Source organism: Nostoc sp. C96, from assembly GCF_059384975.1.
In genome coordinates this window covers 3,061,771-3,087,927 of sequence record NZ_CM182020.1, presented here as the reverse complement: position 1 = coordinate 3,087,927, position 26,157 = coordinate 3,061,771, and the positions used below count along the sequence as shown (strand labels likewise).

Annotated in this window: 24 protein-coding genes and 1 pseudogene; 10 read left to right on the top strand and 15 right to left on the bottom strand. The window is 40.5% G+C overall.

What is annotated here, in order from left to right; genetic code table 11:
* The first annotated feature begins 212 nt into the window (after positions 1–212).
* The 3 genes from AC504W_RS13235 (at position 213) to AC504W_RS13225 (ending at position 4,041) form a co-directional block, all read left to right on the top strand.
* The gene (locus AC504W_RS13235) at positions 213–926 is read left to right on the top strand and encodes an NnrU family protein (protein WP_494878642.1); all 714 of its coding nucleotides are present in this window, start codon (positions 213–215) and stop codon (positions 924–926) included.
* A gap of 408 nt (positions 927–1,334) precedes the next feature.
* Complete coding sequence (locus tag AC504W_RS13230) at positions 1,335–1,721, top strand: thioredoxin family protein (protein WP_494878200.1); 387 nt, start codon at positions 1,335–1,337, stop codon at positions 1,719–1,721.
* Between the two features lie 229 nt (positions 1,722–1,950).
* The gene (locus tag AC504W_RS13225; protein WP_103125375.1) at positions 1,951–4,041 is read left to right on the top strand and encodes an NAD(P)H-quinone oxidoreductase subunit 5; all 2,091 of its coding nucleotides are present in this window, start codon (positions 1,951–1,953) and stop codon (positions 4,039–4,041) included.
* A 302-nt stretch (positions 4,042–4,343) separates the two neighbouring features.
* Here the strand turns inward: AC504W_RS13225 and AC504W_RS13220 are convergent, their stop codons facing one another.
* The 3 genes from AC504W_RS13220 to AC504W_RS13210 all read right to left on the bottom strand — a co-directional run bounded on the left by AC504W_RS13220 (position 4,344) and on the right by AC504W_RS13210 (position 7,041).
* The gene (locus tag AC504W_RS13220; RefSeq protein WP_494878198.1) at positions 4,344–4,913 is read right to left on the bottom strand and encodes a PEP-CTERM sorting domain-containing protein; all 570 of its coding nucleotides are present in this window, start codon (positions 4,911–4,913) and stop codon (positions 4,344–4,346) included.
* A 182-nt stretch (positions 4,914–5,095) separates the two neighbouring features.
* Complete coding sequence (locus AC504W_RS13215) at positions 5,096–6,121, bottom strand: IS701 family transposase (protein WP_494878555.1); 1,026 nt, start codon at positions 6,119–6,121, stop codon at positions 5,096–5,098.
* Between the two features lie 680 nt (positions 6,122–6,801).
* Complete coding sequence (locus AC504W_RS13210; protein ID WP_494878197.1) at positions 6,802–7,041, bottom strand: hypothetical protein; 240 nt, start codon at positions 7,039–7,041, stop codon at positions 6,802–6,804.
* A gap of 324 nt (positions 7,042–7,365) precedes the next feature.
* Here AC504W_RS13210 and ndhD1 point away from each other — a divergent pair, with 324 nt between their 5' ends.
* Positions 7,366–8,943: a photosynthetic/respiratory NAD(P)H-quinone oxidoreductase subunit D1 gene (ndhD1, locus tag AC504W_RS13205; protein ID WP_103125374.1), complete on the top strand. Its 1,578-nt coding sequence runs from the start codon at positions 7,366–7,368 to the stop codon at positions 8,941–8,943.
* A 193-nt stretch (positions 8,944–9,136) separates the two neighbouring features.
* A complete protein-coding gene (locus tag AC504W_RS13200; protein WP_096576836.1) occupies positions 9,137–9,859 on the top strand; it encodes a Uma2 family endonuclease in 723 nt (240 codons plus the stop codon).
* 350 nt (positions 9,860–10,209) lie between these two features.
* Here the strand turns inward: AC504W_RS13200 and AC504W_RS13195 are convergent.
* Positions 10,210–11,087, bottom strand: a protein-coding gene (locus AC504W_RS13195) for an IS630 family transposase (RefSeq protein ID WP_494873200.1) whose coding sequence is annotated in 2 segments (ribosomal slippage) — positions 10,210–10,755 and positions 10,758–11,087 — 876 coding nt in all. Because the reading frame shifts where the segments join, the coding sequence is not laid out codon by codon here.
* A gap of 301 nt (positions 11,088–11,388) precedes the next feature.
* Between AC504W_RS13195 and rimJ the strand changes: the two genes are divergently transcribed.
* Positions 11,389–11,964 (top strand): ribosomal protein S5-alanine N-acetyltransferase, encoded by a 576-nt coding sequence (rimJ, locus tag AC504W_RS13190; protein WP_494878194.1) that lies wholly within the window; start codon positions 11,389–11,391, stop codon positions 11,962–11,964.
* 106 nt (positions 11,965–12,070) lie between these two features.
* Here the strand turns inward: rimJ and AC504W_RS13185 are convergent, their stop codons facing one another.
* The 3 genes from AC504W_RS13185 to AC504W_RS13175 all read right to left on the bottom strand — a co-directional run bounded on the left by AC504W_RS13185 (position 12,071) and on the right by AC504W_RS13175 (position 15,732).
* The gene (locus AC504W_RS13185; protein ID WP_494878192.1) at positions 12,071–12,418 is read right to left on the bottom strand and encodes a cupin domain-containing protein; all 348 of its coding nucleotides are present in this window, start codon (positions 12,416–12,418) and stop codon (positions 12,071–12,073) included.
* Positions 12,415–15,309, bottom strand: coding sequence for a glycerol-3-phosphate acyltransferase (locus AC504W_RS13180; protein ID WP_494879645.1), 2,895 nt, complete (start codon positions 15,307–15,309; stop codon positions 12,415–12,417). The genes AC504W_RS13185 and AC504W_RS13180 overlap by 4 nt, the downstream gene beginning before the upstream one ends.
* A gap of 282 nt (positions 15,310–15,591) precedes the next feature.
* On the bottom strand, positions 15,592–15,732 hold the full coding sequence (locus tag AC504W_RS13175) for a hypothetical protein (protein WP_015114367.1): 141 nt from the start codon (positions 15,730–15,732) through the stop codon (positions 15,592–15,594).
* Positions 15,733–16,163: 431 nt separating this feature from the next.
* Here AC504W_RS13175 and AC504W_RS13170 point away from each other — a divergent pair.
* The 4 genes and pseudogenes from AC504W_RS13170 (at position 16,164) to AC504W_RS13155 (ending at position 21,159) form a co-directional block, all read left to right on the top strand.
* Positions 16,164–17,122: pseudogene (locus AC504W_RS13170) on the top strand (SGNH/GDSL hydrolase family protein).
* Between the two features lie 1,214 nt (positions 17,123–18,336).
* Positions 18,337–19,047 carry a LabA-like NYN domain-containing protein gene (locus AC504W_RS13165; protein WP_096576826.1) on the top strand — a complete coding sequence of 237 codons (711 nt, stop codon included), beginning with the start codon at positions 18,337–18,339 and terminating at the stop codon, positions 19,045–19,047.
* Positions 19,048–19,137: 90 nt separating this feature from the next.
* On the top strand, positions 19,138–19,848 hold the full coding sequence (locus tag AC504W_RS13160; RefSeq protein WP_103125367.1) for a response regulator transcription factor: 711 nt from the start codon (positions 19,138–19,140) through the stop codon (positions 19,846–19,848).
* 204 nt (positions 19,849–20,052) lie between these two features.
* Positions 20,053–21,159, top strand: a complete 1,107-nt coding sequence (locus AC504W_RS13155; protein ID WP_494878188.1) for a sensor histidine kinase — start codon at positions 20,053–20,055, stop codon at positions 21,157–21,159.
* A 216-nt stretch (positions 21,160–21,375) separates the two neighbouring features.
* Here the strand turns inward: AC504W_RS13155 and AC504W_RS13150 are convergent, their stop codons facing one another.
* The 8 genes from AC504W_RS13150 to AC504W_RS13115 form a co-directional block, all read right to left on the bottom strand.
* The gene (locus AC504W_RS13150; protein WP_096576820.1) at positions 21,376–21,603 is read right to left on the bottom strand and encodes a DUF4327 family protein; all 228 of its coding nucleotides are present in this window, start codon (positions 21,601–21,603) and stop codon (positions 21,376–21,378) included.
* A 323-nt stretch (positions 21,604–21,926) separates the two neighbouring features.
* Positions 21,927–22,796, bottom strand: coding sequence for a polyphosphate kinase 2 family protein (locus AC504W_RS13145; protein ID WP_494878186.1), 870 nt, complete (start codon positions 22,794–22,796; stop codon positions 21,927–21,929).
* A 134-nt stretch (positions 22,797–22,930) separates the two neighbouring features.
* Complete coding sequence (locus tag AC504W_RS13140; RefSeq protein ID WP_096576816.1) at positions 22,931–23,419, bottom strand: hypothetical protein; 489 nt, start codon at positions 23,417–23,419, stop codon at positions 22,931–22,933.
* A 120-nt stretch (positions 23,420–23,539) separates the two neighbouring features.
* The gene (locus AC504W_RS13135; RefSeq protein ID WP_096576814.1) at positions 23,540–24,097 is read right to left on the bottom strand and encodes a peroxiredoxin; all 558 of its coding nucleotides are present in this window, start codon (positions 24,095–24,097) and stop codon (positions 23,540–23,542) included.
* A 32-nt stretch (positions 24,098–24,129) separates the two neighbouring features.
* A complete protein-coding gene (gene sipA, locus AC504W_RS13130; RefSeq protein WP_494878185.1) occupies positions 24,130–24,396 on the bottom strand; it encodes a regulatory protein SipA in 267 nt (88 codons plus the stop codon).
* 191 nt (positions 24,397–24,587) lie between these two features.
* Positions 24,588–25,190, bottom strand: coding sequence for a hypothetical protein (locus AC504W_RS13125; protein ID WP_494879643.1), 603 nt, complete (start codon positions 25,188–25,190; stop codon positions 24,588–24,590).
* A gap of 65 nt (positions 25,191–25,255) precedes the next feature.
* On the bottom strand, positions 25,256–25,555 hold the full coding sequence (locus AC504W_RS13120; protein WP_494878183.1) for a hypothetical protein: 300 nt from the start codon (positions 25,553–25,555) through the stop codon (positions 25,256–25,258).
* A gap of 61 nt (positions 25,556–25,616) precedes the next feature.
* The gene (locus tag AC504W_RS13115; RefSeq protein WP_494878182.1) at positions 25,617–26,138 is read right to left on the bottom strand and encodes a Spy/CpxP family protein refolding chaperone; all 522 of its coding nucleotides are present in this window, start codon (positions 26,136–26,138) and stop codon (positions 25,617–25,619) included.
* Between the last annotated feature and the right edge of the window lie 19 nt (positions 26,139–26,157).

Genomic DNA, 26,157 nt, shown 5'->3' with positions numbered 1-26,157 from the left:
CTCAACCCACAAACTTTGAAAGGAGCAACTTTGGCAATAAATCCGATTTCATCACTAAAAAGTGAGAGATGATTTATTGCATCTTAAAACTTGAAGACTTGACTCGAAAAAGACAGTAATATTGCATCTTTGCTCAAGTCCCCTGTTGAATACTTTGTGTTATTGGTTGTACTGTATTAACTTTTGTTTAAATAACTTCACCCATGTCTACGATGCCCGATCCTTGGTTTACTCCCAGTCATTTTGTCATGTTGGGGTTACAATTTGCTTTTGCGATCGCCCACAGTGGCGGGGCTGCTCTACGTCCATTGGCTGAGAAGCACATAGGAGCAAGGCTTTATCGCATTTTATTTGCATTAGTTAGTTTACCGTTGGCTGTCATCTTAATTATTTACTTTTTTAACCACCGCTATGATGGCTGGCAAATTTGGCAGGTACAGGGATTACCAGGGGTAAAGGCTGTCGTTTGGGTGTTGTCAGCAATTTCGTTTTTGTTTTTGTATCCTGCCACCTTCAATCTACTAGAAATTGCGGCTATTCAAAAGCCCCAAGTCCATCTGTACGAAACAGGGATTATCCGAATTACCCGTCATCCCCAAATGGTAGGACAAGTTATTTGGTGTATTGCCCATAGTCTGTGGTTAGGAACTAGCTTTACCCTCGTAACATCTCTGGGATTGGTATTACATCACTTATTTGGAGTTTGGCATGGCGATCGCCGTTTATCCCAACGTTACGGCGAAGCTTTTGAACTTGTGAAACAAAGAACTTCCATCATTCCCTTTAAAGCAATTATTGATGGTCGTCAATCTATCTTATGGCAGGAATTTACCCGTCCGGCTTATTTAGGAGTAGTAATTTTTGTAGCTCTGCTGTGGTGGTCACATCCACTGTTGATAATAGGAACTAGTAAGATAGGATGGTGATTTTTGCTGATCCCCACTATCAACAAAAAATCTGAGTCAATAGAAACTTCCACTTATCAATTGCTCCCAAATCAATGTAGGATCAAATCAACTAGTAGTCAGTGGGGGTAAACTTAGCCAGTTTGATCTTCATATAGTGGTAAGTCGCTGATCAAATACTTTGGTTGAGAATTTAATGGCACAGTATTTTCAACGCCCTCTATCACACAGGCAATCAGGAGTTAAAAAAATCAAAATGCCACTGTGACAATCGCGCTGGCTTTTTTATCAGAGTTAAAATCAAAGCAGAAGAAATTTTTGAATCATCTTAATCCTGAATGCTTATTCATAGGTAGGTGCTGACTAGGTTGCCAATTCTCCCTGCTGATAGCTAGTTTGATATTAAAACCTTATAATTTTCGAGGCGTCATGGTGTTGTCGGTTAGTGAGCGGACATTTACTCAAGAAGTTTTAGAATCTCCAGTACCTGTTTTAGTAAATTTTGAAGCACCCTGGTGCGGCTTATGCCGCATTATCCACCCTTTATTGTTGCAATTTAAATCTCAATGTGGGGAGCAAATTAAATTGGTGGGAGTTAATGCTGATGAAAACTTCAAACTATCCAACACATATCGTCTCAAGTCACTACCTACTTTACTTTTAGTAGAAAACGGAATTATCCGACATCGCCTAGAAGGTTTTCGTGGCAGAGACGATTTACGTCTGGCGTTAGAAGAAATCAAACTCACCTACACCAACCGTTCTAAAACATACAACCATTCCCAAAAGGCAGATTTAGAATGTCGTACAGCATAATATAAGTCAATAGTCAATAGATAATAATTTTGATTGTTAACTATGGACTTTTGGCTAAATCTAAAACCATGCTTAATTACCCCACCCAATTACCCTTGGGTGGGGTATTTTATCATCAGGGGTGTGTGTCACAATTATTAACAGTTCCGACCTGGACAGATGCTTGCGGAGGACAGCCACCGCAAAACTGTCCTAAGCTAGTCAAGAATTCTAAAATTACGCGTCAGTGATGGAAGCAATCTATGAATATGCCTGGCTGATTCCAGTGTTCCCTTTATTAGGGGCAATGCTGGTCGGTTTGGGATTAATTTCGATAAATCAGGTGACTAACCGCCTGCGGCAACTCAACGCTGTGTTGATTATCTCCTTGATGGGAGCAGCGATGGGTTTGTCGTTTGCCTTGCTGTGGAGTCAAATTCAAGGACACCCGACTTATCTCCGTACCTTGGAATGGGCAGCAGCGGGAAATTTCCACCTGAGCATGGGCTACACTATTGACCATCTAACCGCCCTCATGCTGGTAATTGTGACAACCGTAGCCTTTCTAGTCATGGTTTACACCGATGGCTACATGGCACATGACCCAGGATATGTAAGGTTTTACGCTTATCTGAGCTTATTCGGTTCCTCAATGTTGGGTCTGGTGGTCAGCCCCAACCTAGTGCAAATTTATATATTCTGGGAACTGGTGGGGATGTGTTCCTACTTGCTGGTCGGCTTCTGGTACGATCGCAAGTCAGCGGCAGATGCCTGTCAAAAAGCATTTGTGACCAACCGCGTCGGTGACTTTGGTTTATTACTCGGTATTTTGGGACTGTTTTGGGCAACCGGCAGCTTTGATTTTCATATCATGGGCGATCGCCTCGCTCAACTAGTGCAATCAGGGACAATCAGCAATTTCCTTGCCGTTCTGTTTGCGATTTTAGTCTTCCTCGGCCCAGTGGCGAAATCGGCGCAATTTCCCCTCCATGTCTGGCTACCAGACGCAATGGAAGGCCCGACACCCATTTCTGCCTTAATCCACGCCGCAACAATGGTGGCTGCGGGTGTGTTCCTGGTTGCTCGGATGTACCCTGTTTTTGAACACGTTCCTGCTGCTATGAACGTCATTGCCTTTACTGGGGCATTTACGGCATTTTTAGGGGCAACCATTGCGATTACGCAAAACGACATCAAAAAAGGCTTGGCATACTCCACCATCTCCCAATTAGGTTACATGGTGATGGCGATGGGAGTAGGTGCTTACAGTGCTGGTTTATTCCACCTGATGACTCACGCTTACTTCAAGGCGATGCTGTTCTTGGGTTCCGGTTCTGTAATTCACGGTATGGAAGGAGTTGTTGGTCATGACCCCGCTTTAGCCCAAGATATGCGGCTGATGGGCAAACTGCGGAAATATATGCCCGTCACAGCTACAACCTTCTTGATTGGTTGCTTGGCAATTTCCGGTATGCCTCCTTTTGCTGGCTTTTGGTCAAAAGATGAAATTCTCGGCAAGGCATTTGAGGCCAACCCATTTCTGTGGATTATTGGTTGGCTAACTGCTGGGATTACAGCTTTCTATATGTTCAGAATGTATTTCATGACATTTGAAGGCAAATTCCGGGGTAATGACGAGAAAATCAAAGACAAGCTAAAAAAAGCATCGACAATCATTCTGGAATTACAAGCTGCGGAACCAGCCCCGAATTTTGGCCCTGGGGCAATGAAACACGGTGAACTAGCTGCCACAGGAGACCATCATGGTTCTCATGGTCATCACAGCGATTCTCCCCATGAATCACCGTGGACGATGACCCTGCCATTAGTAGTGTTGGCTGTGCCTTCGATTTTGATTGGTTTGGTGGGAACTCCCTTTGCCAATTACTTTGAGGAATTTATTTACTCACCCAACGAAACTCTCAGCGAAGTTCTCGAAAAAGCCGCCGAGTTTGACCCGACCGAATTTTATATTATGGCGGGGGCTTCAGTGGGGATTTCCTTGATTGGGATTACCTTAGCTTCCTTGATGTATTTGCGCGGGAAAATTGACCCAGCGGCGATCGCTGCTAAAATCAAACCCTTGTATGAGCTATCCCTCAACAAGTGGTACTTTGATGACATTTACCATCGTGTTTTTGTCCTCGGCTTACGTCGCGTAGCTAGACAAGTCATGGAAGTTGACTTCCGTGTTGTTGATGGTGCTGTCAACTTAACAGGCTTTTTCACCCTGGTTAGTGGCGAAGGGCTGAAATATTTAGAAAACGGTCGCGTTCAATTCTATGCCTTGATTGTGTTTGGCGCAGTTTTAGGCTTAGTGATCGTTTTTGGTATCACCTAATGTTTATATGGGTGGGCAAATGTCCGCCCTTAAGTTTTTTTAAGAGTCTAATTTAGACTCTTTTTTTTGGCTAATAGTCGGCAATTCAACCCAAATTAGAGAAAATCTACTTGATATTTACAGTGAATTAACAAGTGGAAATATCCAACAAAAAGGAGTCTAGATTTAGACTCCTTTTTTTAGCTGATAATTAGATTTTAGCCGTAAGTTGGATTGAGGAATGTAGACAAACTCCGCGCGACTACCTGTTCGCTGCAAGCGTTCCCCAAGGTTAACCCGACATCCTGCGAGCTAGGCTTTTCTTAAGCTTGGTTAACCTTGCGTTTATTATTGGCCATCAACGCTCCCAAAGATAAACCTAATAAACCTACGATGCTACCTGGCTCAGGAACAGGAGTAACATCTGCCGGTACTATCCCCTGATAAGTTCCAAAAGCACCTCTAGTAGTAAAATACAGTGTTCCGAAATTGGGTTGGAAGGATAAACCGCCACTGGCATTTGTAAAATCAAGAGACCCTCTGAAGGGGCCACCACCAGAACCGCCGAAGTTGACGAAACGACTACCATTATCTTGGATTCTTACAAGAACATTAGCCAGTGGCGTGCGAATATCTGTGTTTGTAAAGCTGCTTCCATTATTGAAATTAAATGAGAAGTTATAGTTTGGTAAAGATGTAAGTGCAAATGTTCCATTTCCAGGATCACCGTTAAAGCTAAACGTTCCTGTTCCTACGATGGGAGGAGTTACAGTATTATTGAATTGATTAAATTGAAAATCAAAGGTCAGTGCTTGTGATTTGAGAGGTGAAGCAGCGATCGCAGTTACGGCTATTACACTTGATGTTAAGAGAGCAAATACATTTTTGTTCATTTTGATCTGTTGTAATCCAGTATTTTAGATTTACTGATACAAATACTAACAGCATGTAAATATTGTTACAGTAAATTGACTTTTTATTTTAAGTGAAATTTTGGACAAAATATAAAAATATTTGACATCATAATTAATAGGACTAGGACTTACGCATTGACAAAAAGCATCAATTACGGGCTTTAATAAATGCCTGCACTAGTGATGTTGTTCAAAATATACTCGCGCAAGACTTCTGTAAATAAATTCCTTTGGACTTCATACCAATTGGTAATTGTTTTTTCAGAGCGCATTAGCTCCAATCTGACAAATGCTTGAAGTGAGCAAAATATGTGAGTCTTGATTGCTTGGCTATCTCTAACCATAAATCGACAGATTCCACAGACCTGTTTGATTGCCCGATGAAATGTTTCAATTTTCCAATGGGTATCATGAATTGTGATAAATTCACTCCTCGATATTTGTTGGAGCCTATGCTCATCAGGTAAATATAAAATATAGTGTCTAGAGTCTTCTTTTTTAAAGACTTTCCTAAACAACTTAATAAATCCAAATTCTTTTAGATGAGTGATTAAACCTTCATCTGGAATCTCTAGAGTGCTTATCTGGCTGTATTTACCTACTTGATTCGAGACAGTTCTATTTTTCTCAACCCCGAATAGAAAACCCAATTTCTGGTTTCTTAGAAATTTCAAGTTCTCCACTCCTGAGTACCAACTATCCCCAGTTACGACTCTTGGTTTTAAACCCCATGCTATTACCTCAATTACCATTTCGCGGAAATAGTCGTTCTTGGTTTTACCTTCCCTTTTGTCATATATTCTGTAATTAATTGGAACTGAATTCTCATAAATATCACTGTAATATAGTGTGATTAAATTCAATCCCTTGATGCTTTTATGATATTTACCTGACCAAAAATAACCTATTAATTCTGCATGTTTTGGGTCACTGTAAAGCTTCTCTATGACCGTATCGTCAACACTTAAAATCCCTCCTACCAAATTAATTATGCTCTTTACCCTATTGTACAAATCATAGGGAGTGTATCTCTCTCTGAGTAAAAAGCGATTTACACTATCATCTGAAACATCTTCCAATATCTCTGCTAATCGGCTGCATCCCCCATGCTTTGGCTCTGATAGCAGAAATAGAGTGTAATGTTCCAGATTACATTGTGCTGTTGAGGGTTTGCTGATTTCTCTAATTTTCCGATACCTGTGAGTAGACGACACCAATCTCAAGCCAGCATTATATTACTACTGTGTCAATGCGTAAGTCCTATTTAAGTATAATTAAGGTGGTTAAATGCAATTTAGAAATGGCGTTAGGAAAATTAATTATATCTTGGGTTCCTGCACGATAAAGAAGACCAAGTAAGCCTGTAACATATCGTTTTTGATATCACCTGATTTTTATAGGGGTGGGCGGTCGTCCGCCTTTTTTTTATCTTACGCAGAGGCGCAGAGTCGCAGAGAGTAATTGAGAGTTGGGTCTTAAAGGACGACACAATTTTTAATACCAACTATAAAAGTTTAGCCTTACAGTTCCGCACTAATTTTTTCAAAATATTTAATTATCTCCAAATAGTAAAATCGTACAGAACATTTAGTCATTGTTAAAAATTGTCTAACACATCATTATTATTTAGAAGACTTTCATACTCGGTAAGTAAGAACGAATAAGATTATAGAATAAGCGATCTTCAGAAAGCGTCATTGGTTTTCCTTCTTTTAGATCAAGTCCATGCCGAGTACCACTACCATTTGGTGACGAATGATAACCATGTAGATTTTCTAAACATTTCAAAATATAGTTGATTGCTGTCCCTTTATTTGCTTTACAAAGTTCATTCACGATTACGTTAAAGTATTTTCCTTTTATCGACCTAAAGCTCTGAAACTGGGAAAGTCTGCCCTGCTGCGGCTTGTCGTAAGGATTCTTGGAAATCGGCTAGTATTTGCGCTTTTGGCTCTTGTTCATCAATTAAAGCTAAACCACTAACACTATCAGGATTGATGTAACTCATCAGCTGTTGCCAAAGTTCTATAGGAACAAGTACATCTGTTGTTTTACCATCAGCGTTTGTGACATAACGAATCTGGCTGTTAATTTGTCCGATGCTCATAGGCTGATTTCTCCTGTGAAGCTTTTCTGACATCAAATCGCTGCACGATGTATTTTTGGCGACTGGGTTGGGTAATGCGATCGCATCTTTATAATCCCTATAATTCTAGTTTAATGACTGTTTACGGTAAATTTTTGACTAAAAGGCAAGTATCTTAATGGATATTCGGTAGCCCTTCAAGTCAAAAGATACTGCCAAGTGAAAAATGAGAAACTGCCAATTTAATTAAATCAACCTAACAAGGAATGCCAAATCCTCAAAAAGCTGCTAATTAATAGCTAGGGCTTCCTTGATAAACATGGTCTTGATTTCAGATAAATTGTGATGAATACAGCTAATTTCCCGTGGCTGACGACGATTATCCTATTTCCGATTGCGGCATCACTCCTGATTCCGATCATCCCTGATAAAGATGGTAAAACCGTGCGCTGGTATTCCCTGATTATTGGGTTACTAGACTTCGCACTGATTGTCTACGCCTTTTATACCGGGTATGACTTCTCCAATCCAGATTTGCAGCTGTTTGAAAGTTATGCCTGGGTACCACAACTAGATTTGAAGTGGTCAGTAGGGGCAGATGGCTTATCCATGCCCCTAATTCTTTTGACTGGATTCATTACTACCCTGGCAATTTTGGCAGCATGGCCTGTAACCCTCAAACCCAGGCTATTTTACTTTTTGATTTTGGCGATGTATGGCGGACAGATTGCTGTCTTCGCAGTGCAGGATATGCTGCTGTTTTTCTTGGTGTGGGAACTGGAATTGATTCCGGTTTACCTGCTACTGGCGATTTGGGGTGGTAAAAAGCGCCAATACGCAGCGACAAAGTTTATTTTGTACACGGCTGGTGGTTCGCTGTTTATTTTAGTCGGCGCGTTGACGATGGCCTTTTATGGCGATACAGTCACCTTTGATATGCGATCGCTCGCTCTCAAAGATTACGCCCTCAATTTCGAGTTGTTATTGTATGCTGGCTTTTTGATTGCCTATGCCGTCAAATTGCCAATTATTCCCCTGCATACCTGGCTACCCGATGCCCACGGTGAAGCAACAGCACCTGTACACATGTTACTGGCAGGTATTCTTCTAAAAATGGGCGGTTATGCCTTGGTGCGGATGAATGCCCAAATGCTGCCTGATGCCCATGCTTATTTCGCCCCAGTGCTGGTAATTTTAGGGGTGGTGAATATTATCTACGCTGCTCTGACATCCTTTGCCCAGCGCAACCTCAAGCGAAAAATTGCTTACTCCTCAATATCGCACATGGGCTTTGTCCTCATCGGTCTCGCCTCCTTTACCGATTTGGGATTGAGTGGAGCAGTTTTACAAATGGTGTCTCACGGCTTAATTGGGGCAAGTTTATTCTTCCTGGTCGGTGCAACTTATGATCGCACACACACCCTTATGCTAGATGAAATGGGTGGTGTTGGTAAGCGAATGCAGAAAATTTTCGCTATGTTTACTACCTGTTCAATGGCTTCTTTAGCATTGCCAGGAATGAGTGGTTTCGTAGCAGAATTAATGATATTTGTGGGCTTTGCCACTAGCGATGCTTATAGTTCTACCTTCAAAGTTATCGTAGTGTTTTTGATGGCAGTTGGTGTGATTTTAACACCAATTTATTTGCTATCGATGTTACGGGAAATTTTCTACGGCAAAGAAAATGAGGAATTAGTTTCTCACCAGAAACTTATCGATGCCGAACCCCGTGAAGTCTTTATCATTGCTTGTTTGTTAGTACCAATTATTGGTATTGGTTTCTATCCCAAATTGCTAACTCAAATTTACGACGCTACAACCGTACAATTGACAGCAAGATTGCGTGATTCTGTACCAACTTTGGCACAGGAAAAAGAAGCAGCACCAAAGCTTTCATTGAATGCGCCAACAATTGGTAATTAGACAAGTATTGTTAAGTCCGATTTATATTTTTGAGGGCGGGTTTTATACTCGCCTTTTTTATTTAGGACTTACGGCCTATCCTATCTAAAACTGTATTATTGCTGGAGATATTCAAACTTTGCGATATCTACACATATCAAAATTACATTATTTTCTAAAATCTTTCTAGAAATAGCATCTACTCAGACCAGTCATGTTAAACTACAACCCGTTACACTGTTTGCCGTCTTCCGAAGAGCTACCAGACTCAGAGGATATACCTGTGGATAATGAACTACAAGATTTAATTCCCAGTTTGCTGAAAGCGACACTGGCGTTCGTATGGTCAGAACGCTGGGATTGGTTTTTTGGCGTTAATATGGGGATTTATTACGACCCAAAAAAAGCAGCGATCGCTCCTGATGGATTTCTCAGTGTAGGAGTGAAGCGCTTTATTGATGGTGACTTACGCCTGAGTTATGTTATGTGGGAAGAAAAACAGCCCCCAATTTTAGCACTAGAGGTTGTTTCTCAACTCAGTCATGACGAATACAGTACCAAAAAAGAATTTTACGCCAAAGAATTAGGAGTTTTATACTACGTTATTTACAAACCCTTACGAAAGAAAAAGCCACATCTGGAAGTTTATCAATTAATAGATGGTGAATATATCCTTATGTCAGGAAATCCCATTTGGCTACCAGAAATTAATTTAGGAATTGGTAGCGAAATAGGACTTTATCAAGGTATTGCACGGGAATGGTTGTATTGGTATGACGAGCAAGGACAAAGGTTACCTACCCCAGAAGAACGTATCCAAGAAATAGAAGAACAGTTATATGTTGAGCGACAACTACGTATCCAAACAGAACACAAAATGCAGCTACTTGCAGAACAATTAAAAGCTTTAGGTGTAGAACCCGAAAATTTAGCCTGAAGATTGTTATTCAATCTCTCGTAATTACAAGCCATTTTCCTCAAGAACCCTGTTGAGAAACGTGGCTTGTGATATTTTTTGTGCAAGGTGGTGAATTAACCTGCTAATACCATTTTAGATTTTGGATTGGGAATTGCTGTCTGCGCCTGGGTTGTGTCAATCTATTTGTCTCAATCATTTGGTGAATTGGTATAACGAGGGAATTCTATATAGCGATCGCGCTACCATCTCTCTGAGATTGTTGACTACCTCAAGGGACAACTCACCCTCTGCTACTAAAGCCTTGAATATCATCAAAATGCGATCGCCTCATTTCCCAAATTTTCGATCTATAGCTGTAGCCAACTTCGTTAGGACGCTGCTTGTTTGAGAACAGTTTCCATTGCATCACGTAAATTATTAGAATGAGGTAATAGCTTGCGAACCTTACTCTTCAAAGTTGCCCAACACTTTTCAATACGATTGAGGTCTGGCGAATAGGGTGGCAGATAGATTAACTGACAGCCTGCGGCTTCAATTAATTGAGCAATCCTACCGCCCCGATGAAACGTGGCATTATCTACAATCACCCACTGGCCTGAACATAACACCGGAATCAAGCAATTTTCTAACCAAGTCTCAAACACGGTACGGTTACAAGCCCCCTCGACAGTAAATGGCGCAATCACTTTTCCTTGTCGATACCCAGCAATCATATTAATGCGACCCTGCCGTCTACCTGATTTGAGGTCATAGAATCGCTCCCCTATTGGGGAGTATCCGTAGCCGTAGTTGTCGCGTTCATCCATGCCAGACTCATCAACATATACTAGATGCGATGCTTTCGGATTTTCCAGTTGTGCTAAGAACGCTGCCCGTTTGGCTTCGTCTCGTTGACTATATCCGTAAGTTTTTTTTTACGCGAATTTCCTATCTTTCCTAACGCTCTGGAAATCGTGCGCTGGCTAATCTCTCCCTCCCATACCTGTGCCATCTCAGTCTGAGTTTTATCCCCATGCTCTTTAACAAAGGTGCGAAACTTCTCCCAATCACCGATTTTGCCATTGTGCGGCGATACTTTCCTCTGTTTAGGCTTGACATCACCTGTTTCGGCTTTGCGTTGAAACCACAAGTTAATTGTGTTGCGACTGATATTGAACAGAAGGCTTGCCTCGCACTTTTTGAGACCATCTAATTCAATCGCTTGCATAACTTTTCGCCGGAAATCATCACTATAAGCTTTTGCCATTGGGATGAGGTAGATGCAATGCTAACTCTTATAGTTTACGTCCTAATCTTTCTGGCTATGGCTATAGTACAGTGCGATCGCTCTTTGATGATACTTATGTATTATTTCTGCTAACTTACAAACTAAAACCTAGTTTAAGCAGATTTTTGCTGTAAAAATCTAGAAAATGCTAATTTTCAGAAATCTTGTTATAACAGTTTTACTATTTTCGATCAGCAGTTACAGCCGCAAACAGATGCAATAAAAAAAGTCAATAAGTCTAAATACTGTAGCTATAAGTTGTTAATTTAGTAAAATTTGTATGAATTCGGAATTACCAATTATTACTAGCGATCGCCTATTATTACGCATTGCCATCAAAGAAGATATTCCCCAAATATTAAAATATTTTCGGGAAAACAAAGATTATTTGACTCCATTTTATCCTCAATGGGTAGATGATTTTTTTACAGAAGAGTATTGGGAATATCAACTAGAAAATACATTTTTAGAATTCATTCATGACCAATCTTTAAAACTCTTTATTTTTTCTAAAAAAAATCCTAAACTCATTGTCGGAACTATTAATTTTAATAATTTTATTCGGGGAGCCGCCCATTTTTGCTATGTAGGTTATAGCTTGGCAGAAAATGAACAAGGTAAAGGCTACATGACAGAAGCACTAAAAGAGGCAATTCAATATGTATTTGATGATTTAAATTTTCATCGGATTATGGCAAATTATATGCCACATAATCAACGTAGCGGTAATGTGCTAAAACGACTGGGATTTGTCGTCGAAGGATATGCTAGAGACTATTTATTAATTAATGGTAAATGGCAAGACCATATTCTCACAAGTCTGATTAATCCTCATTGGCAAGCAGGGCAAGACTAATTTATGCCAATTATGGTTATAAATAGAGGGACATAAATAATTGTAATTAGGACTAGGCAGGAGGCAGAAGGCAGGAGGGAAGAGGTTTTTAACTATAGCCCAATAATTACACTCTTGATTCCACTCTTAAACCAAAGTAGGTAAGGACTAGCTCAGTTACGCCATTGTTGATGACTTCATGAACTTCTCCTGGCTCTATGGCGATACAGTTTCCGGGAATCAGAGGATATTCTTGGTTGTCAACACGAATTATCCCTGAGCCAGCTTCGACAAAAAATACTTCACACATATCTCGATGGGTGTGTGCTGGTGCGGTGTGTCCGGGAGCAAAACGGGCTTGAGAAAAGTTAGTGAGGTGAGGTAAATCGCCAAGGCGTAACATCACCTTTTTTTTGATATCGGGATTGTGAGAAACGGATTCTTCCGGCAAATTATTGAGGGAAGTGGTAATCATTGTGGCCTTAAATCGTTAGATAGTTCTACGATACCCCTAGACCCATCAATGCGGACTCGTTGACCATCTTGCAATAACCAAGTTGCACCTCTGACATCCATCACAGCAGGAATACCATATTCACGGGCGACAATTGCGCCATGAGATAATCTCCCGCCAGCTTCCGCAATTAGTCCGCCAGCCCTAACTAACAAAGGTGCCCAGCCAGAATCGGTGTAAGGTACAACCAAAATAGTATCGCGGTCGATTTGCGGTAAGTCTTGTAAGTTTCGCACAACTTTGACTCGACCGACTGCTTGTCCGTGGCTGGCGGGAATACCTTGTAATACTTGGTCAGAGTAGATAGGAGAGGGTGCAAGCGGATGGGGTGGTGTATTACCGTAAATTAAAATCGGGACTTGGGGAATTTTGCTATCTTCTATAAATTGCGATCGCCTATATTCGATAATTTCTGGTAAGCGTTCTCGCAACGGCGGCTCTCCTTCGGCAATGAGTTGTCTAATTTCAGCGATTTCTAAAAAGAAAATATCTCCGGCTGTTTTGAGTAACCCAGATTTTAGCCAAGTTTTCTCAATCGCTACAAATCGCCAGCGCAATTCGGCTAATAGCCGCGAATACACCTCCGTCACCCGTCCTTTAATATCTATACGTTCTTGGACAAAGCCACGCTTGCGTTTACCTGATAAGGCGCGATTAATCGGGTCAACATCCCCAGTTTCAGGTTGATTACCTTGAATCAACTGCACGAATAACTGCTGAATCGGTCGGGGGTCTTCTTTCCAGGTGGGAACAGCAATGTTAGTCCCCACATCACTTAAATAACCGTAATCTTCTAGCAGTTCGTTAAATTCGTAAAGAACTTTTTGTCCTTCGGGAGTTTGTTCTAACTGTTCAAAAACTCTGTCTGGTTCAAACTCTGGTAATACTTGTCTTGCATCGGCGGCTAAAGCACTGAGCGATCGCAAGGCGGCGACTTCTGGTGTCACACTGTTATCAATCTGCCCATCTTTTACCCGGAAAATTGATTGTCTAATTGCTGCACTCAAGGGCGCTAAAATGCTGTAATAGGTACCACGTCGCAGTAATTCTAAGTTAAAGTCAATTCTGGCTAAGATTTCCGCCGGCTCCATTTCCTCAATTGATTCATGGGCTAATTGAGATAACCCAGGAATAAATAATTGGCGGTAGTCTTGCTTAAATTCTTTATCTAAATTTAATTCTTGTTTCAGCAACTGCATTAATCCTGGCAGATTCTGCACTGTTGACTGCAACGGCGGGGTACTCATTTTTGCGCCTCTGGTGAGAAATTCTAAACTTTCTGGCGGTAAACCCATCCGCAGAAAAATATCTCCTAAGAGGGAGGCATTAAAATAAGCTCTAGAGTAGTGCAATGTAGCCGTATCTGTAAAATCTAACCCAGAAGCGCGATCGCCTAAAACAATTGTGAAAATATCTCCCCAAACTCCACAAGTTAAGGGTCGATTAATTGACCAAGTTAAGGGGTGAATTACACCAGGAATTACTTCCGCTGCAATTTTTCTTGTCCAAATTGGTAATAGGGTAGTAATTGGCCTTGCTTGCAACACCCACAAAGTTTGTCCGTCATAACTCCACTCAATATCTTGGGGAATACCGTGATAACGTTTTTCGATGCGGTGGGCGAGGTAAGCTACTTGTTTGAGGATGGATTGGGGGACTTGTCCCGTCCCTTCTATATGAATAGATGAAATATTATCTGTCTCGACGACAAAGGCGCGATATGGTTCTGGTGTAACTTGTCCAGAGACGATTTGAATCGGGCTACCAGGTAAAGCTTCAATGACAATCGCATCACCTTGCTGGGTAATGGGATCGCGAGTAAAAGCCACACCGGAATATACGCTTTGCACTTGCTGTTGTACCAGTACAGTCATGGCTGTTTCTGGTAAACCGCGATCGCTACGATACTGCACAGCCGCTGGATGGTTGTAAGAATCACGCACTTGGGCGATCGCATTTTGCAATTGCTGTTTGCTGGTGACACTGATTACAGTTTCATACTGTCCAGCGGCGGAAGCTTGTTCAGAATCTTCCCCAATGGCTGATGAACGCACAATTAACGGCGATAAATCTGATGGCTGAAGAATGGCGATTAACTTTTCTGGATCAGCACCAGGAACAATTACCCAACCTTTCGGTACAGGATAACCCCAACGCTTAATTTGCGAGAGAGTAGCAGCTTTTTGCCCAACTATCGCCCCATCTAATTCATTATCTAAAGTCAAAATTGGGCGATCACCCTGCAACTTTTCTAATGTTGCTTGTGTATCCGTTTGTGCTTCTTGGGCTGGTAAATCTAAATCGTCAGGCATTTGCCGATAAATCCAGCCTAGTAAGCCAGCTAAGGCGATCGCTGCCAGCATTCTAAATACATCATCCGAATGCACAATAGTCACAAGTAAGGGAAACAAAACTAACACCCCGTACTTTACTGGTTTTTTGGCACGAAATACTAAAAATGTCGTGATTGCCAAAAAACTGACAAATACCGTCACTAGGGGATCATGGATGAGAAATCCCCAAGCAGCATTAGTGGTTCCTGCACCTTTACCTAGCCAAAATCTACCTAAGACTAAGGCTATCAAGGCGACTATTTCCCAAGGTGATCCATCTGGGAAAAATGCACGAGTCAGAAAAACGGCGGCGATTCCTTTTAACGCTTCTGACAATACTGCCAAAAGCCCTACTAATGTGCCGCCATGATAAAAAGCAGCCGAGACGCTAATGTTTTTTGTGCCTATTTGTGACAATCGCCTACCTGTTAACCCGTTGGTAATCCAGGCTATCAGCGGTAAGCCGCCTAATAAGGGGCAGGCAATTAAAATAACTAAGGCACCCCAAAGTTCAAGCATTGTTGATGTTGGATTTTAGATTTATATTGCATCTAAAATCTCAAATCGCAAAGTCTAAAATCTTTTTGAAGTTTTTTTAAGGGTGTGCAGACATTTTCTCAAAGTCGAATTCCGGGGTCAATGGCCAGAATTCTGCCATTTAATAGAACTTACGCATAAAAGCGCAAAATCAAGGCTTTGGGCAAGGTTACAGGGGCGTATGGGTGTAGTTCTTAAAAACCCTTACCCCCCTAAAACCAGTCTCTACAGACAATTGTTGTACGTAAGTTCTAACTTTGTTACTTAATTTAGGGCATAAGCCGCTTGCAGCGCCCAAATAATCAGGCCAGCAATCGAACCCAAAAGCAACACGGTAGAAATAGTCACCAATTTTGGAGAGTCTGCACCCTCAAATTTCATAATTCCTCTATTTAAGTCGGACATAGCCTTTAATCCTCCTTCGTTAGAGTCCTAATTTGTCCGTTTTGATTGTAGTCCTTCTGTTAGCAAAACAAGTTAAGTTTCTTCTGTTATTTTGTTTAAGCTTTGCAACAAATACATCCCTAAATTTACTTATGCCGTTAGTAGTACTATTTTACTTTATACAAAGAACCAAGATACGGCAGGAAATAGATAGGAAAATCTCTAGGTATATGGCTTTATTCTGAAGATTAATACCTTATTCTCCTGCATTCTTCTATATACCTGATTTGACTTATTCAGAAATAATCATGTTGGGCGCTAATTAATGAGATTTTTCAGTGAATCTACGAGTTGATAAATCTATGCTTTCAGAAGGACATACTGAAAAAATATAGTATAGTTGATTACTTTATACTTGTAGATTTGCATAATTTATCGCTGAGGGTTAACAAGTGAAAGTAGTAATATTCATGATTTTGGGAGTAATCGGACTACTAATTGTGATGGAGATGGGATTGCGATCGCTTTTTGGTTTTGGTAATCCCCTCGTTTATATTGGCGACTCCCAGATTGGTTACTTATTAGCACCAAATCAAAGCACTCGTCGCTTTGGTAATGGCATTGAAATTAACGAATTTTCCATGCGTAGCAGTTCCATCGCTAAAATCCCTGCACCTTCGACGTTGCGAGTGCTGTTGTTAGGCGACTCCATCGCTAATGGCGGTTGGTGGACGGATCAAAAAAATACCATCTCCAGCTTAATCATGAATTCGCTAACATCAGCGATCGCTGACAAATATCTCCAAGTCGAAGTTTTGAATGCTTCGGCTAATTCTTGGGGTCAAGAAACGAACTCGCTTATTTGCAGCGATTTGGCAGTTTTGAAGCACAGGTAGTAGTTTTATTAATTAATACTGACGATTTGTTTGCTCATACTCCTACAGCTTTACCAGTAGGACGCGATCGCAACTATCCAGATAGTAAACCACCTTTAGCATTAGTCGAAGTATGGCAGCGTTATATCACTAAACAACAGCCAATTCCCGAACTCAAAGCACTTCAAACAGAACCAGGCGATCGCGTCGGTGTGAATCTCGCAGCAATTAAGCAAATTCAAGCCATAGTTCGTCAACATAACAGCAAATTTCTCTTAGCTATGACTCCTTTGCTGCGAGAACTCGGCGAACCTGGCCCCCTGGATTACGAAATTACAGCGCGTCAACGGTTGAGTGAGTTTACCAAAACCCAGCAAATTTCCTATATAGATTTTTTACCGCTGTTTAATAAAACTGCCAATGCTCAGGCTTTATATCATGACAGCATTCACATGAATTTACAGGGTAATCAGTTTGTGAGTGCAGCAATTGAGCGATCGCTTCTAGAAATTTTGCAGATCAAAAGTCAAAATTAACCTGTTTCACTATTTTCAACCGAGAAAAAGCGCCAGTTAAAGCGGAATAAAACTGGCGCGATCGTGTTATCGGTTTGTTAGCATGTTATAAACAAAGTGAATTCAACAGAAAACCCAGCTTTCTTTCCTCAGTTCGAGAAAATTCTTTGGTTTTCTTTATCAGGCTACCTAAAACAAATTAATGTCGAAATAACCGTAGTTTTTCTAACATTTTGCTTTAGGTACAAATTATTGCCAGAATAACATATACCTGAGGAAAGATGAGAAACTTACTTAGCATTTCTTAATTTTTTGTCTAGAAAGTAATTTAGTTTACTAAACGCATTTATTGATTGTCATTACCAATTAATGATGTATGAGAAAAAAATAACCTCCGGGGTTAAATAACCACTGGAGGAGATGAGCAAAGACATTTTGTGGACTAGTCTAGATATAAATTTAGCTCTATTACTCAATCAATGCACTCCATCTTAAGAAGAATTAAAGGTTAAGTTGATAAGTTATTTGGATGACAATTTCGCTAACCGCTTATTTGACTGATGTTGTCAGTAAACAAACTTTAAATAGCAAATACTCTCAAATATTGCTGTAATTGTGATTACCATTAATTTTAAATAATTATACTTGCCATCAACCTAAGTAGAGACTTGAGAATTTTTCTAGCAGATTTTTCTAGTCAATACCGAGTTCCGCATCTTGATATATGTTGATATCAATATACAAAGCTTACTTTGATTGAAGGATTTTGCCATACAGTTGTACAATAAGATATAGATGCGATCGCTCTTCGCTATTCACCTTACAACAAATTGCCTTTGAGCAAGTGTTAGCATCCTGTGGTAAGTTGAGATGCAGAGGAAATAGATAAAGAGCCTTATATTTGTAGGCAAAGGGAATATCTCGTAAAACTCGCTCTGCTCAGAATTCATAACTCTGGGGCGGTTATTTTTGGAATCTGCAAAATTAACACAATACCTGTGTATTAAGCTAGTGCTGCTAAGTATAAACTCATTAGTCATTTTTCAATTTGTTCTCATCAATATTAATGACTAATGACACAAGACAAACTCTGCAAGTCAATGTGTAACTTAGACAGATAACAGCTTAATCACAAATAGCTTCACATCATTTGCTGCTATGTAAATAAACTAGCACAAATTCTTTCTTGGTCATTTCTCAACAGTCTGCACAAATTTAAAATTTCCGAGGATTCAATGACTTTCACTAATTTTACCAAACCCAGAAATGCCTATAAACCTCTGGAACAAGAATCAGCCTCATCAGGGAAAATTGTCTTGAAGAATCCTGCCAAAATCGACAATTATCACAATAGAGAACCAAGAACTAGCAGTTCAACAATCAACGGATTAAACCGTGGGCGAGTTGCAATTTTTATTGATGGTGTCAATCTATTTCATGCAGCTTTACAACTAGGCATTGAAATTGACTATCTCAAACTCCTTTGCCGTTTAACCTCTGGTTCGCGGTTATTACGGGCTTTCTTTTACACAATAGTTGATGTTACAAGACCAACACCAGCACGCCCACGAGCGAACGAAAAACAACAAGGCTTTCTGTTTTGGATGCGGCGAAATGGTTATCGAGTAGTTACCAAAGAAGCACAGCTGACAGACACTACAAAAAAACCTAATTTGAATGTAGAAATTGCTGTCGATATGATCACTTTAGCACCTTATTACGATACTGCTATTTTGGTCAGTGGCGATGGCGCTTTAGCCTATGCTGTCGAAGCTGTCACTAGCAAAGGTGGACGAGTGGAAGTCGTGAGTTTGCGACCGATGACCAGTGATAGTTTAATTGATGTAGCTGATTACTTTCTTGATCTCGATAGCATCAAACAAGAAATTCAAAAAGATTCCCATTTGGGTTACAACTATCGGTCACTGTCTAATTCTCAACTGTAAATTCCATTACTCATCCTCCATCGTAGGTTTTTAGAGTACAATTACAAGCCAGGAAATAACTCTGCGTATTCCGCTAAATTTTGAATTGCGATGGATATTTTAATTGTTGAGGATGAATCTGAAATTGCTCAGTTAATCCAACTGTCTTTAGAAAAAGAAGGATTTTCTTGCCGCATAAGCCGCGATGGTGTGAACGCTTTGCGGATGTTTCAGGAGCAACCGCCTGATTTAATCATTCTAGACTTAATGATTCCTGGATTGGATGGATTGGAGGTTTGTGCCAGAATTCGGCAAAAACCTGGTACAAAAGACCCTTATATTTTGATGTTGACAGCCAAGGGTGAAGAAATTGATCGCGTGATTGGTTTATCTACGGGTGCTGATGACTACATGGTTAAACCCTTCAGCCCTAGAGAGTTAGTGGCGAGAGTGCGGGCGTTATTGCGGCGTAGTCTCCGCCAAGGCGGACAACACCAAGTCACGCGGACGCAAAACTTTATCGTCGATGTTGAACAACGGACGGCTTCTCGTCAGTTAAATTCTCAGGAAGCAGAAATTTTAGACTTAACCAACCTGGAATTTAATTTATTAAGCACCTTTGTTAGTAATCCTGGGCGAGTTTGGAACCGCACCCAGCTAATTGATAAACTCTGGGGGGATGATTTTTTTGGTGATGAGCGAGTTGTTGACACTCATGTAGCGCGGTTGCGGAAAAAAATCGAGCCTGACCCAGCTAATCCCTCATTTATTAAAACTGTTGTTGGAGTCGGCTATAAATTTGAAGACTCTGCTGTAACGTGAGCGTGATGAACAAAACAGAAGGCAAAAGTAAAAAGTGAGCCAGTGCGGTGGACGGGTTCCCCGGCATAAAGCAACTGGCGAACTCGCAAGAGTTAAAAGGCAAAAAAAGCAGTAACATTTATAGGGTAATAAGCTCCCTGAAAAAAGTATTTGCTTCAAATTCCCTAATTCTGGGGAATTATTTTTTACTTTTTACTTTTTAAAATGAGTTGGCCTTGGACGAAATCCTTGCCTTTGGCATCACGTTTGTTTTTTTCCCACTTGGTAGTCATGATTGTGGGGGTAGTGAGTTTTGTGATTATCAGCAAAGTCTCGTCACCTCGTTTTTTTGTGCTGCACTTAGAGCGACTACAAAGCCAGGGTTTAGATTTAATTAACGTCCGGACTGAACTAGTGGAAGGTTTTGAAACAGCTTGGCGGCGTAGCACGATTTGGTCAGTGATAGTTGGTACTACAGCGGCGGGAGGATTGAGCTACTGGGTGTCTAAACGAATTATGCAGCGGTTGACTGAAATGGAACAAATTACCCAAAAGTTTGCCGTTGGTGAGTTAGACGCGCGATTACCTCTGTCGGAGATTCCCGAACTGAATCGCTTAGGTGCTAGTTTTAATCGTATGGCTGCCAGTTTAGAGGGTGTAGAAGCACGGCGACGAGAATTAATTGGTGATATGACTCATGAACTGCGGACACCACTGACAGTTGTGCGCGGTTACTTGGAACAATTAGCAGATGGTGAAATAGAACCTTCACCAGAAGTTTATCGGCGTTTAGCCAGAGAAACTAGACGCTTAGAAAGATTAGTGAATGATTTGCAAGAACTTTCTAAGGCAGAAGCTGGTTATTTACCAATTAAAATACAGCCGATAAATCTACTTCCTTTATTAGAGTCTTTAGTAGAAAGATTTAACGAACAACTGTTAGAAGATGGGCCAGTGCTACGTTTAGATTGCCCCACACCATTACCTTTGGTATTAGCGGATGTTGATCGTACGGAACAAGTGTTAGTTAACTTGGTAGGAAATGCAGTTCGTTACACTACCAATGGCTCAATTACTGTGCAACTTTGGCCGGAAGCATCTCAACTTTGGATTGCTGTGATTGATACTGGGATTGGTATTGCGGCACAGGATTTACCTCATGTATTTGAGCGCTTTTGGCGAGCCGATCAATCGCGCGATCGCCATTCGGGCGGAACTGGGATTGGTTTAACTATTTCTCGGCATTTAGTTGAATTACAAGGTGGAAGAATTCAAGTAGAAAGCGAATTAGGAATTGGCAGTACATTTCGTTTTTGTCTACCTTTAGCTTAAACTTTCTTGGGTACAAAGAATTGACACAAGCTAGTCGCATTACTGTCATACTCAATTGATAGTTTGAAGATATTCAAACTAGAGTTTTAATTGATTTTTGAGATGACTACTTTTGTACTAGCTTCTTGTTTAGTGAGTTTACTAACTATCTCTGGCTGGGCGGCGATCGCCTATTTATTCCCGCCAAATCACTCCCAAGATTAATAACTTGAATGGTCAACTGCCATCTTCTTCCCAATTTTCACTACCCAACAGGTCAATAATTCTATCTCGGAGCAAAAATTCATTTTTTTCAAGCTCAAGTTCAAAAATAGCCCAGTCACGTTCAGGGATATACTTGCACAAAGCATAAATTGGTCTCTGGCGACTAATAAGTCCCTTTTTAACTAGTTGACGTGCTTCGTCTTTAATTAGTTCAATGTCGTATTTAACAGCAGTGTCCATACCTGGTTCCTTAGTTTATGATCAAGGAATTACATTCCCAAGCAATCAATGCTTGGACTTTATCTTAAAATTATCAAAAGAATTTGAGAAAGTTGTGAAGAACTACAGCATAAAACCTAGCTGAAGCTATGTAATAGAGGATATTAATTCATATTCATCAACATATCTAATTAATTTGGCTTTTAATTTAGTTCTACGTAGACAAATTCTCAATATCTACACTTTGCCCAGAATGACATATTTGCATAAGGTTGTTATCAGCCTCTAGGTAGAGCATATTTAGAAAAGTTTATATAGATTGATTAAATTGATACAATGATGAGCTATTCTTCCTGCTCTAAGGCATACTTTGCTTGCAAAAGTTGCTGCTTGTCTTCTTCGCTGACAGTAGGATATTTTAACTTTAGAGACTCTAATTTAGAACAGATAACATCAGCCACTACCATACGCATAAACCATTTGCGATCGGCAGGAATAATATACCAAGGTGCATGTTTGGTGCTAGTGTGCTGAAAAACCTCTTCGTAAGCAGCCATATAATCTGACCAAAAAGCCCTTTCTCGAACATCATTAGCCGAAAATTTCCAATTTTTTTCTGGAGCATCAATTCTCGCTAAAAATCTTTTTTTCTGTTCAGATTTTGAGACGTTAAGAAAAAACTTTAAAACAATAATGCCATTATCTACTAAATATTTTTCAAAATTATTTATTTCTTCAAATCGCTGTTGCCAGATTTTATTACCTTTTGGCAAATGAGGAAGTTGCTGTTTTTGGAGAATTTCTGGATGAACCCGCACTACTAAAACTTCTTCATAGTAAGAGCGATTAAATATGCCAATCCTACCCCTTTCAGGCAAAGCCTTCATTGTGCGCCACAGATAGTCATGGTCTAACTCTTCATGACTAGGAGATTTGAAACTAAAGACTTGGCAGCCTTGGGGATTAATCCCAGACATCACATGTTTAATGGTACTATCTTTGCCAGCCGCATCCATTGCTTGAAAGATAATTAGCAAAGCATAGCTATTTTGGGCATAAAGAGTATCTTGATATTTGGCTAATCTTTCTATGTCTGACTTTAATTTGAGTGCTGCATCATTTCTGTCATGATAATTAGCTGTATAAGCCGGGTCATAATTGTTGAGGAGAGAAATCTTTGAAGCGGGTGGCACAATAAAAGCATCGTGATTCATATAAAGTATGAAGTTTGAAATCTCAAGTATTTATGGTGTGTAGGATGGGCAATGTTCACAGCTGCAAAATTTTATTTTGACTAAATTTTCAGCATTACCCACCTGAGTTTAATTGCTATAAAACATCGCTTATGTTATCGTTTTTTGAGCTTTTTTGGCCTGATAGTGGGTCGCATAGTTTCTCGACCAATCACAAACATCCCCGCTATCCCCAAGCAAACAAACCAAACATATTGGTACCAGTATTGGCGAATCTGTCCAACTGTACTCAGTTCTGGATGCAGTGTATTCAAGTACAGTAGCAGCACCAGTATCATTAGTGCGCCAAAACCTACAAAGCTTAAACCTACACGTAGACGTATAGGCTGCAATTCCCAGTCACTAATTTGCTCTAGGTCAATTTCTGCCAATTTTTGCAAGGATGTTTCAGCAACAGTTGAGACTTCTTGCATTCTGTTACTCAATTTTGGGGGCAAAATTGGCACTAATGTTGTTACTGTAGGCCGACGTAGTAACGCTTCGGTATCTCGTAACAATTCTAATGGTTTACGTGCCGTTACTGATTGAGTAAATTCTGTGTTTTTTGTAGCCGTCGTGGCGGTAGCTTCGCCTTCAAAATCCATAGCAGGCTATAGAAAAAAGAGGATACAAATAGCCTAACTAATCAGTGGAAGCCGCGCAAATATCTTTAGTGTCTATGTCTTGATGGGTTCAATTTCACCACCAAGACAGATATATAAAATTTAGGAAGCGGAGGATTGTAATTTTTCTAATCTTGCTAACACTTCTTGACTATGAACAGATGGGTTAACTTTGACAAAAGTCTCGCGCAAAATACCTTCTGGGTCGATGATAAAGCTGTGGCGCATAGAGACAAAACCAATCCAAGAACCATAAGTTTTGCTGACTGCGCCAGTTGTATCAGCTAATAGGGGAAATTTTAATCCCTCGGAATCACAAAATTCGGCGTGAGAATCGACATCATCAGCACTGACACCAATTATTTGAGTATTTTTTGCTAAATATTTGGGTAAGTCTTGCTGAAAACGCCGTGCTTCGATAGTACAACCTGCTGTAAAGTCTTTGGGATAAAAGTATAGTACTACCCACTTTCCGCGCAAATCTGTAAGAGAGATTTGGCCGTCGCCTGTGTTGGTAGGTAAAGTAAACTCTGGTGCAGGTTGATTCACTGTGGGTAATTTACCACCCAGCGCCTGAGCCGTTGGAGAAAAGTTTAACCAGCTGATGAGGGCAAAACAGCTGGCGAATAATATACTCAAAAAATTGCGCCGAGAAATCATGGTTTAGACCAAAATTACAACTTTACATAAGTTTATAATTCTTGGTTACTGTTATTATCACCTTGGTCAGATTCACTAGGACTATCTGTGCTTTCAATGTATTGGCTATCGAGAAGAAAAGCTCCTCTAGTAAAGCGGATACCCCAATAACCTCCAGGACGGCGGTCAAGGACGATACCTTCTTCGCCAAGATTGATCACATCTGGGGGACGTAACATCGGCATAGGGTCGGCTGTTTTGACGTAAGGTGGTAGCGCTACAACCCGGACTTTACTACCAATAGCGAATTCTTTGGACATATAAAAAAAGCTAGAAGTTTGAATTAACTCCTAACTTTATCCTAAAGGGGTTGCCAATTTTGTTGGGGTAGAGTAAATATAGTTGGGAAGAAATTAGGGAATGCGAAAGGAGATGGAACTTATCCCCTCCCGCCATCTTCTGCAAGGAAGCCTAAATTAAGTAAAAAGTTAAAAGTAAAAAGTTAAAAAATTTATTTGGTAATAGAAAATATTGCTTGTACTTCAGTTAGGGGTAAGTGCCAAACTAATTCAGGCTGCCAAGTATCGGGGTCAAAGTTGGAGTGATTACCACGCTGATATGCTTGCCATAATCTTTTCCATGTAAATTCTTGACGAGAATTGAGATTTTTATAAATAACCCTTAATAGACCTAATCCTATAACAAGATTAAACAATCCAAATTTTGCACCTAATAAAAATGCTTGTACTTCTGCTTCACCAATGGGGTCTGCACCATAACCTGTCAGAACGTGAACACCATCGTGGAGTTGTTTGCGGCGAATACCTGTGGTGAAGGGTTTGAGGCTGTGTGTATCGAGAAAATTAACCCAAGCTTGACCAAAAGTGCCGACAGGGAGCGATCGCAATTTTTCTACATACACAATTTGTGGTACATTTTTGCCGCGTGCTTCAGCAACGCGATCGAGTGTATCTAAAAATTTTTGGATGGGGGGATGAGATTTTGAGGAAGCAATATCAGATTGCATAATTTTGAGATTAAGGATTGTGTGGGGTGGGTTAATTCCCACCCTGGTTAAATAACTAGTACAAATCGGCGAAAATAAAGCACCCATAAATTGCTGAAAAGCTCACTATACGGGTTGCTTGATTTCAGACTTCAGACTTCAAACTTTTTGTACTAGTCGTGCTTATCTCGGTAGATGGTACGAGAGAGACGATTTTCGCGGCGATTGAGTTGTCTTCTTTCTTGAGGAGTTAGATGTCTATCACTACGAATATCCCGTCTTCTTTCAGCTTCCAAAGATGCTTCACGCCGTTCTAATTGCCGTAATTCTGCTCTATCAATTGAGCCGTTTTTAACACCGTGATAGATGCGTTGTTGTTGATTGACTTCGCGGTGATGAATTTCCCCAGCAGAAGCTACAGCAGGTAAAAAAATAGCAGTCGCACATAGAACAATGTATGCAAAGCGGTTCATAAACATAACCTTCTAACTAGTGATAGTTTTTGCTCTGAACTTCAATGCGGGTTTGGCAGAATTAGCTATTGGGTTGTTGGCGTTGTTGACGGCGCTGTTTGCCATTTTGACGTAATTGCTGAAGTTTTGTCCGTTGTTCTGGAGTTAAAACTGCTTCAATTTGTTGTTTAGAAGATTCACGTATTTGCCGCATTTGAGTTTTTTGGGCTTCAGTTAAATTCAACTCAGCAAAACCCTTACCACCTCGACGGCCAACACGCTGTCCAGGTTGACCTTGATTAGCTTGTCTTTGAGCGCGACGTGCTTCAAAGGCTGCTTTTAATTTATCTTTTTGTTCTTGAGTTAGAACATTTTCCATTTGACTGCGGGTGTTGCGTTGAATTTGCTGAATTTGGGTCTTTTGGGCATCGGACAGACCTAATTCTGCCCAAGGGCCTTTTTTACCTTGCCATTGTCCTTCTTTTTGAGCTTGAGCAACTAATAGAGGTGAATGAGATAAGGCTTGAGCTTTAACAGCAAAGGATGTTGCAGACAGAGTAAGAGCGATCGCACCAGCAATTAATGATAATGACTTCAGTTTCATTTGTTACCTTGTTTTATTT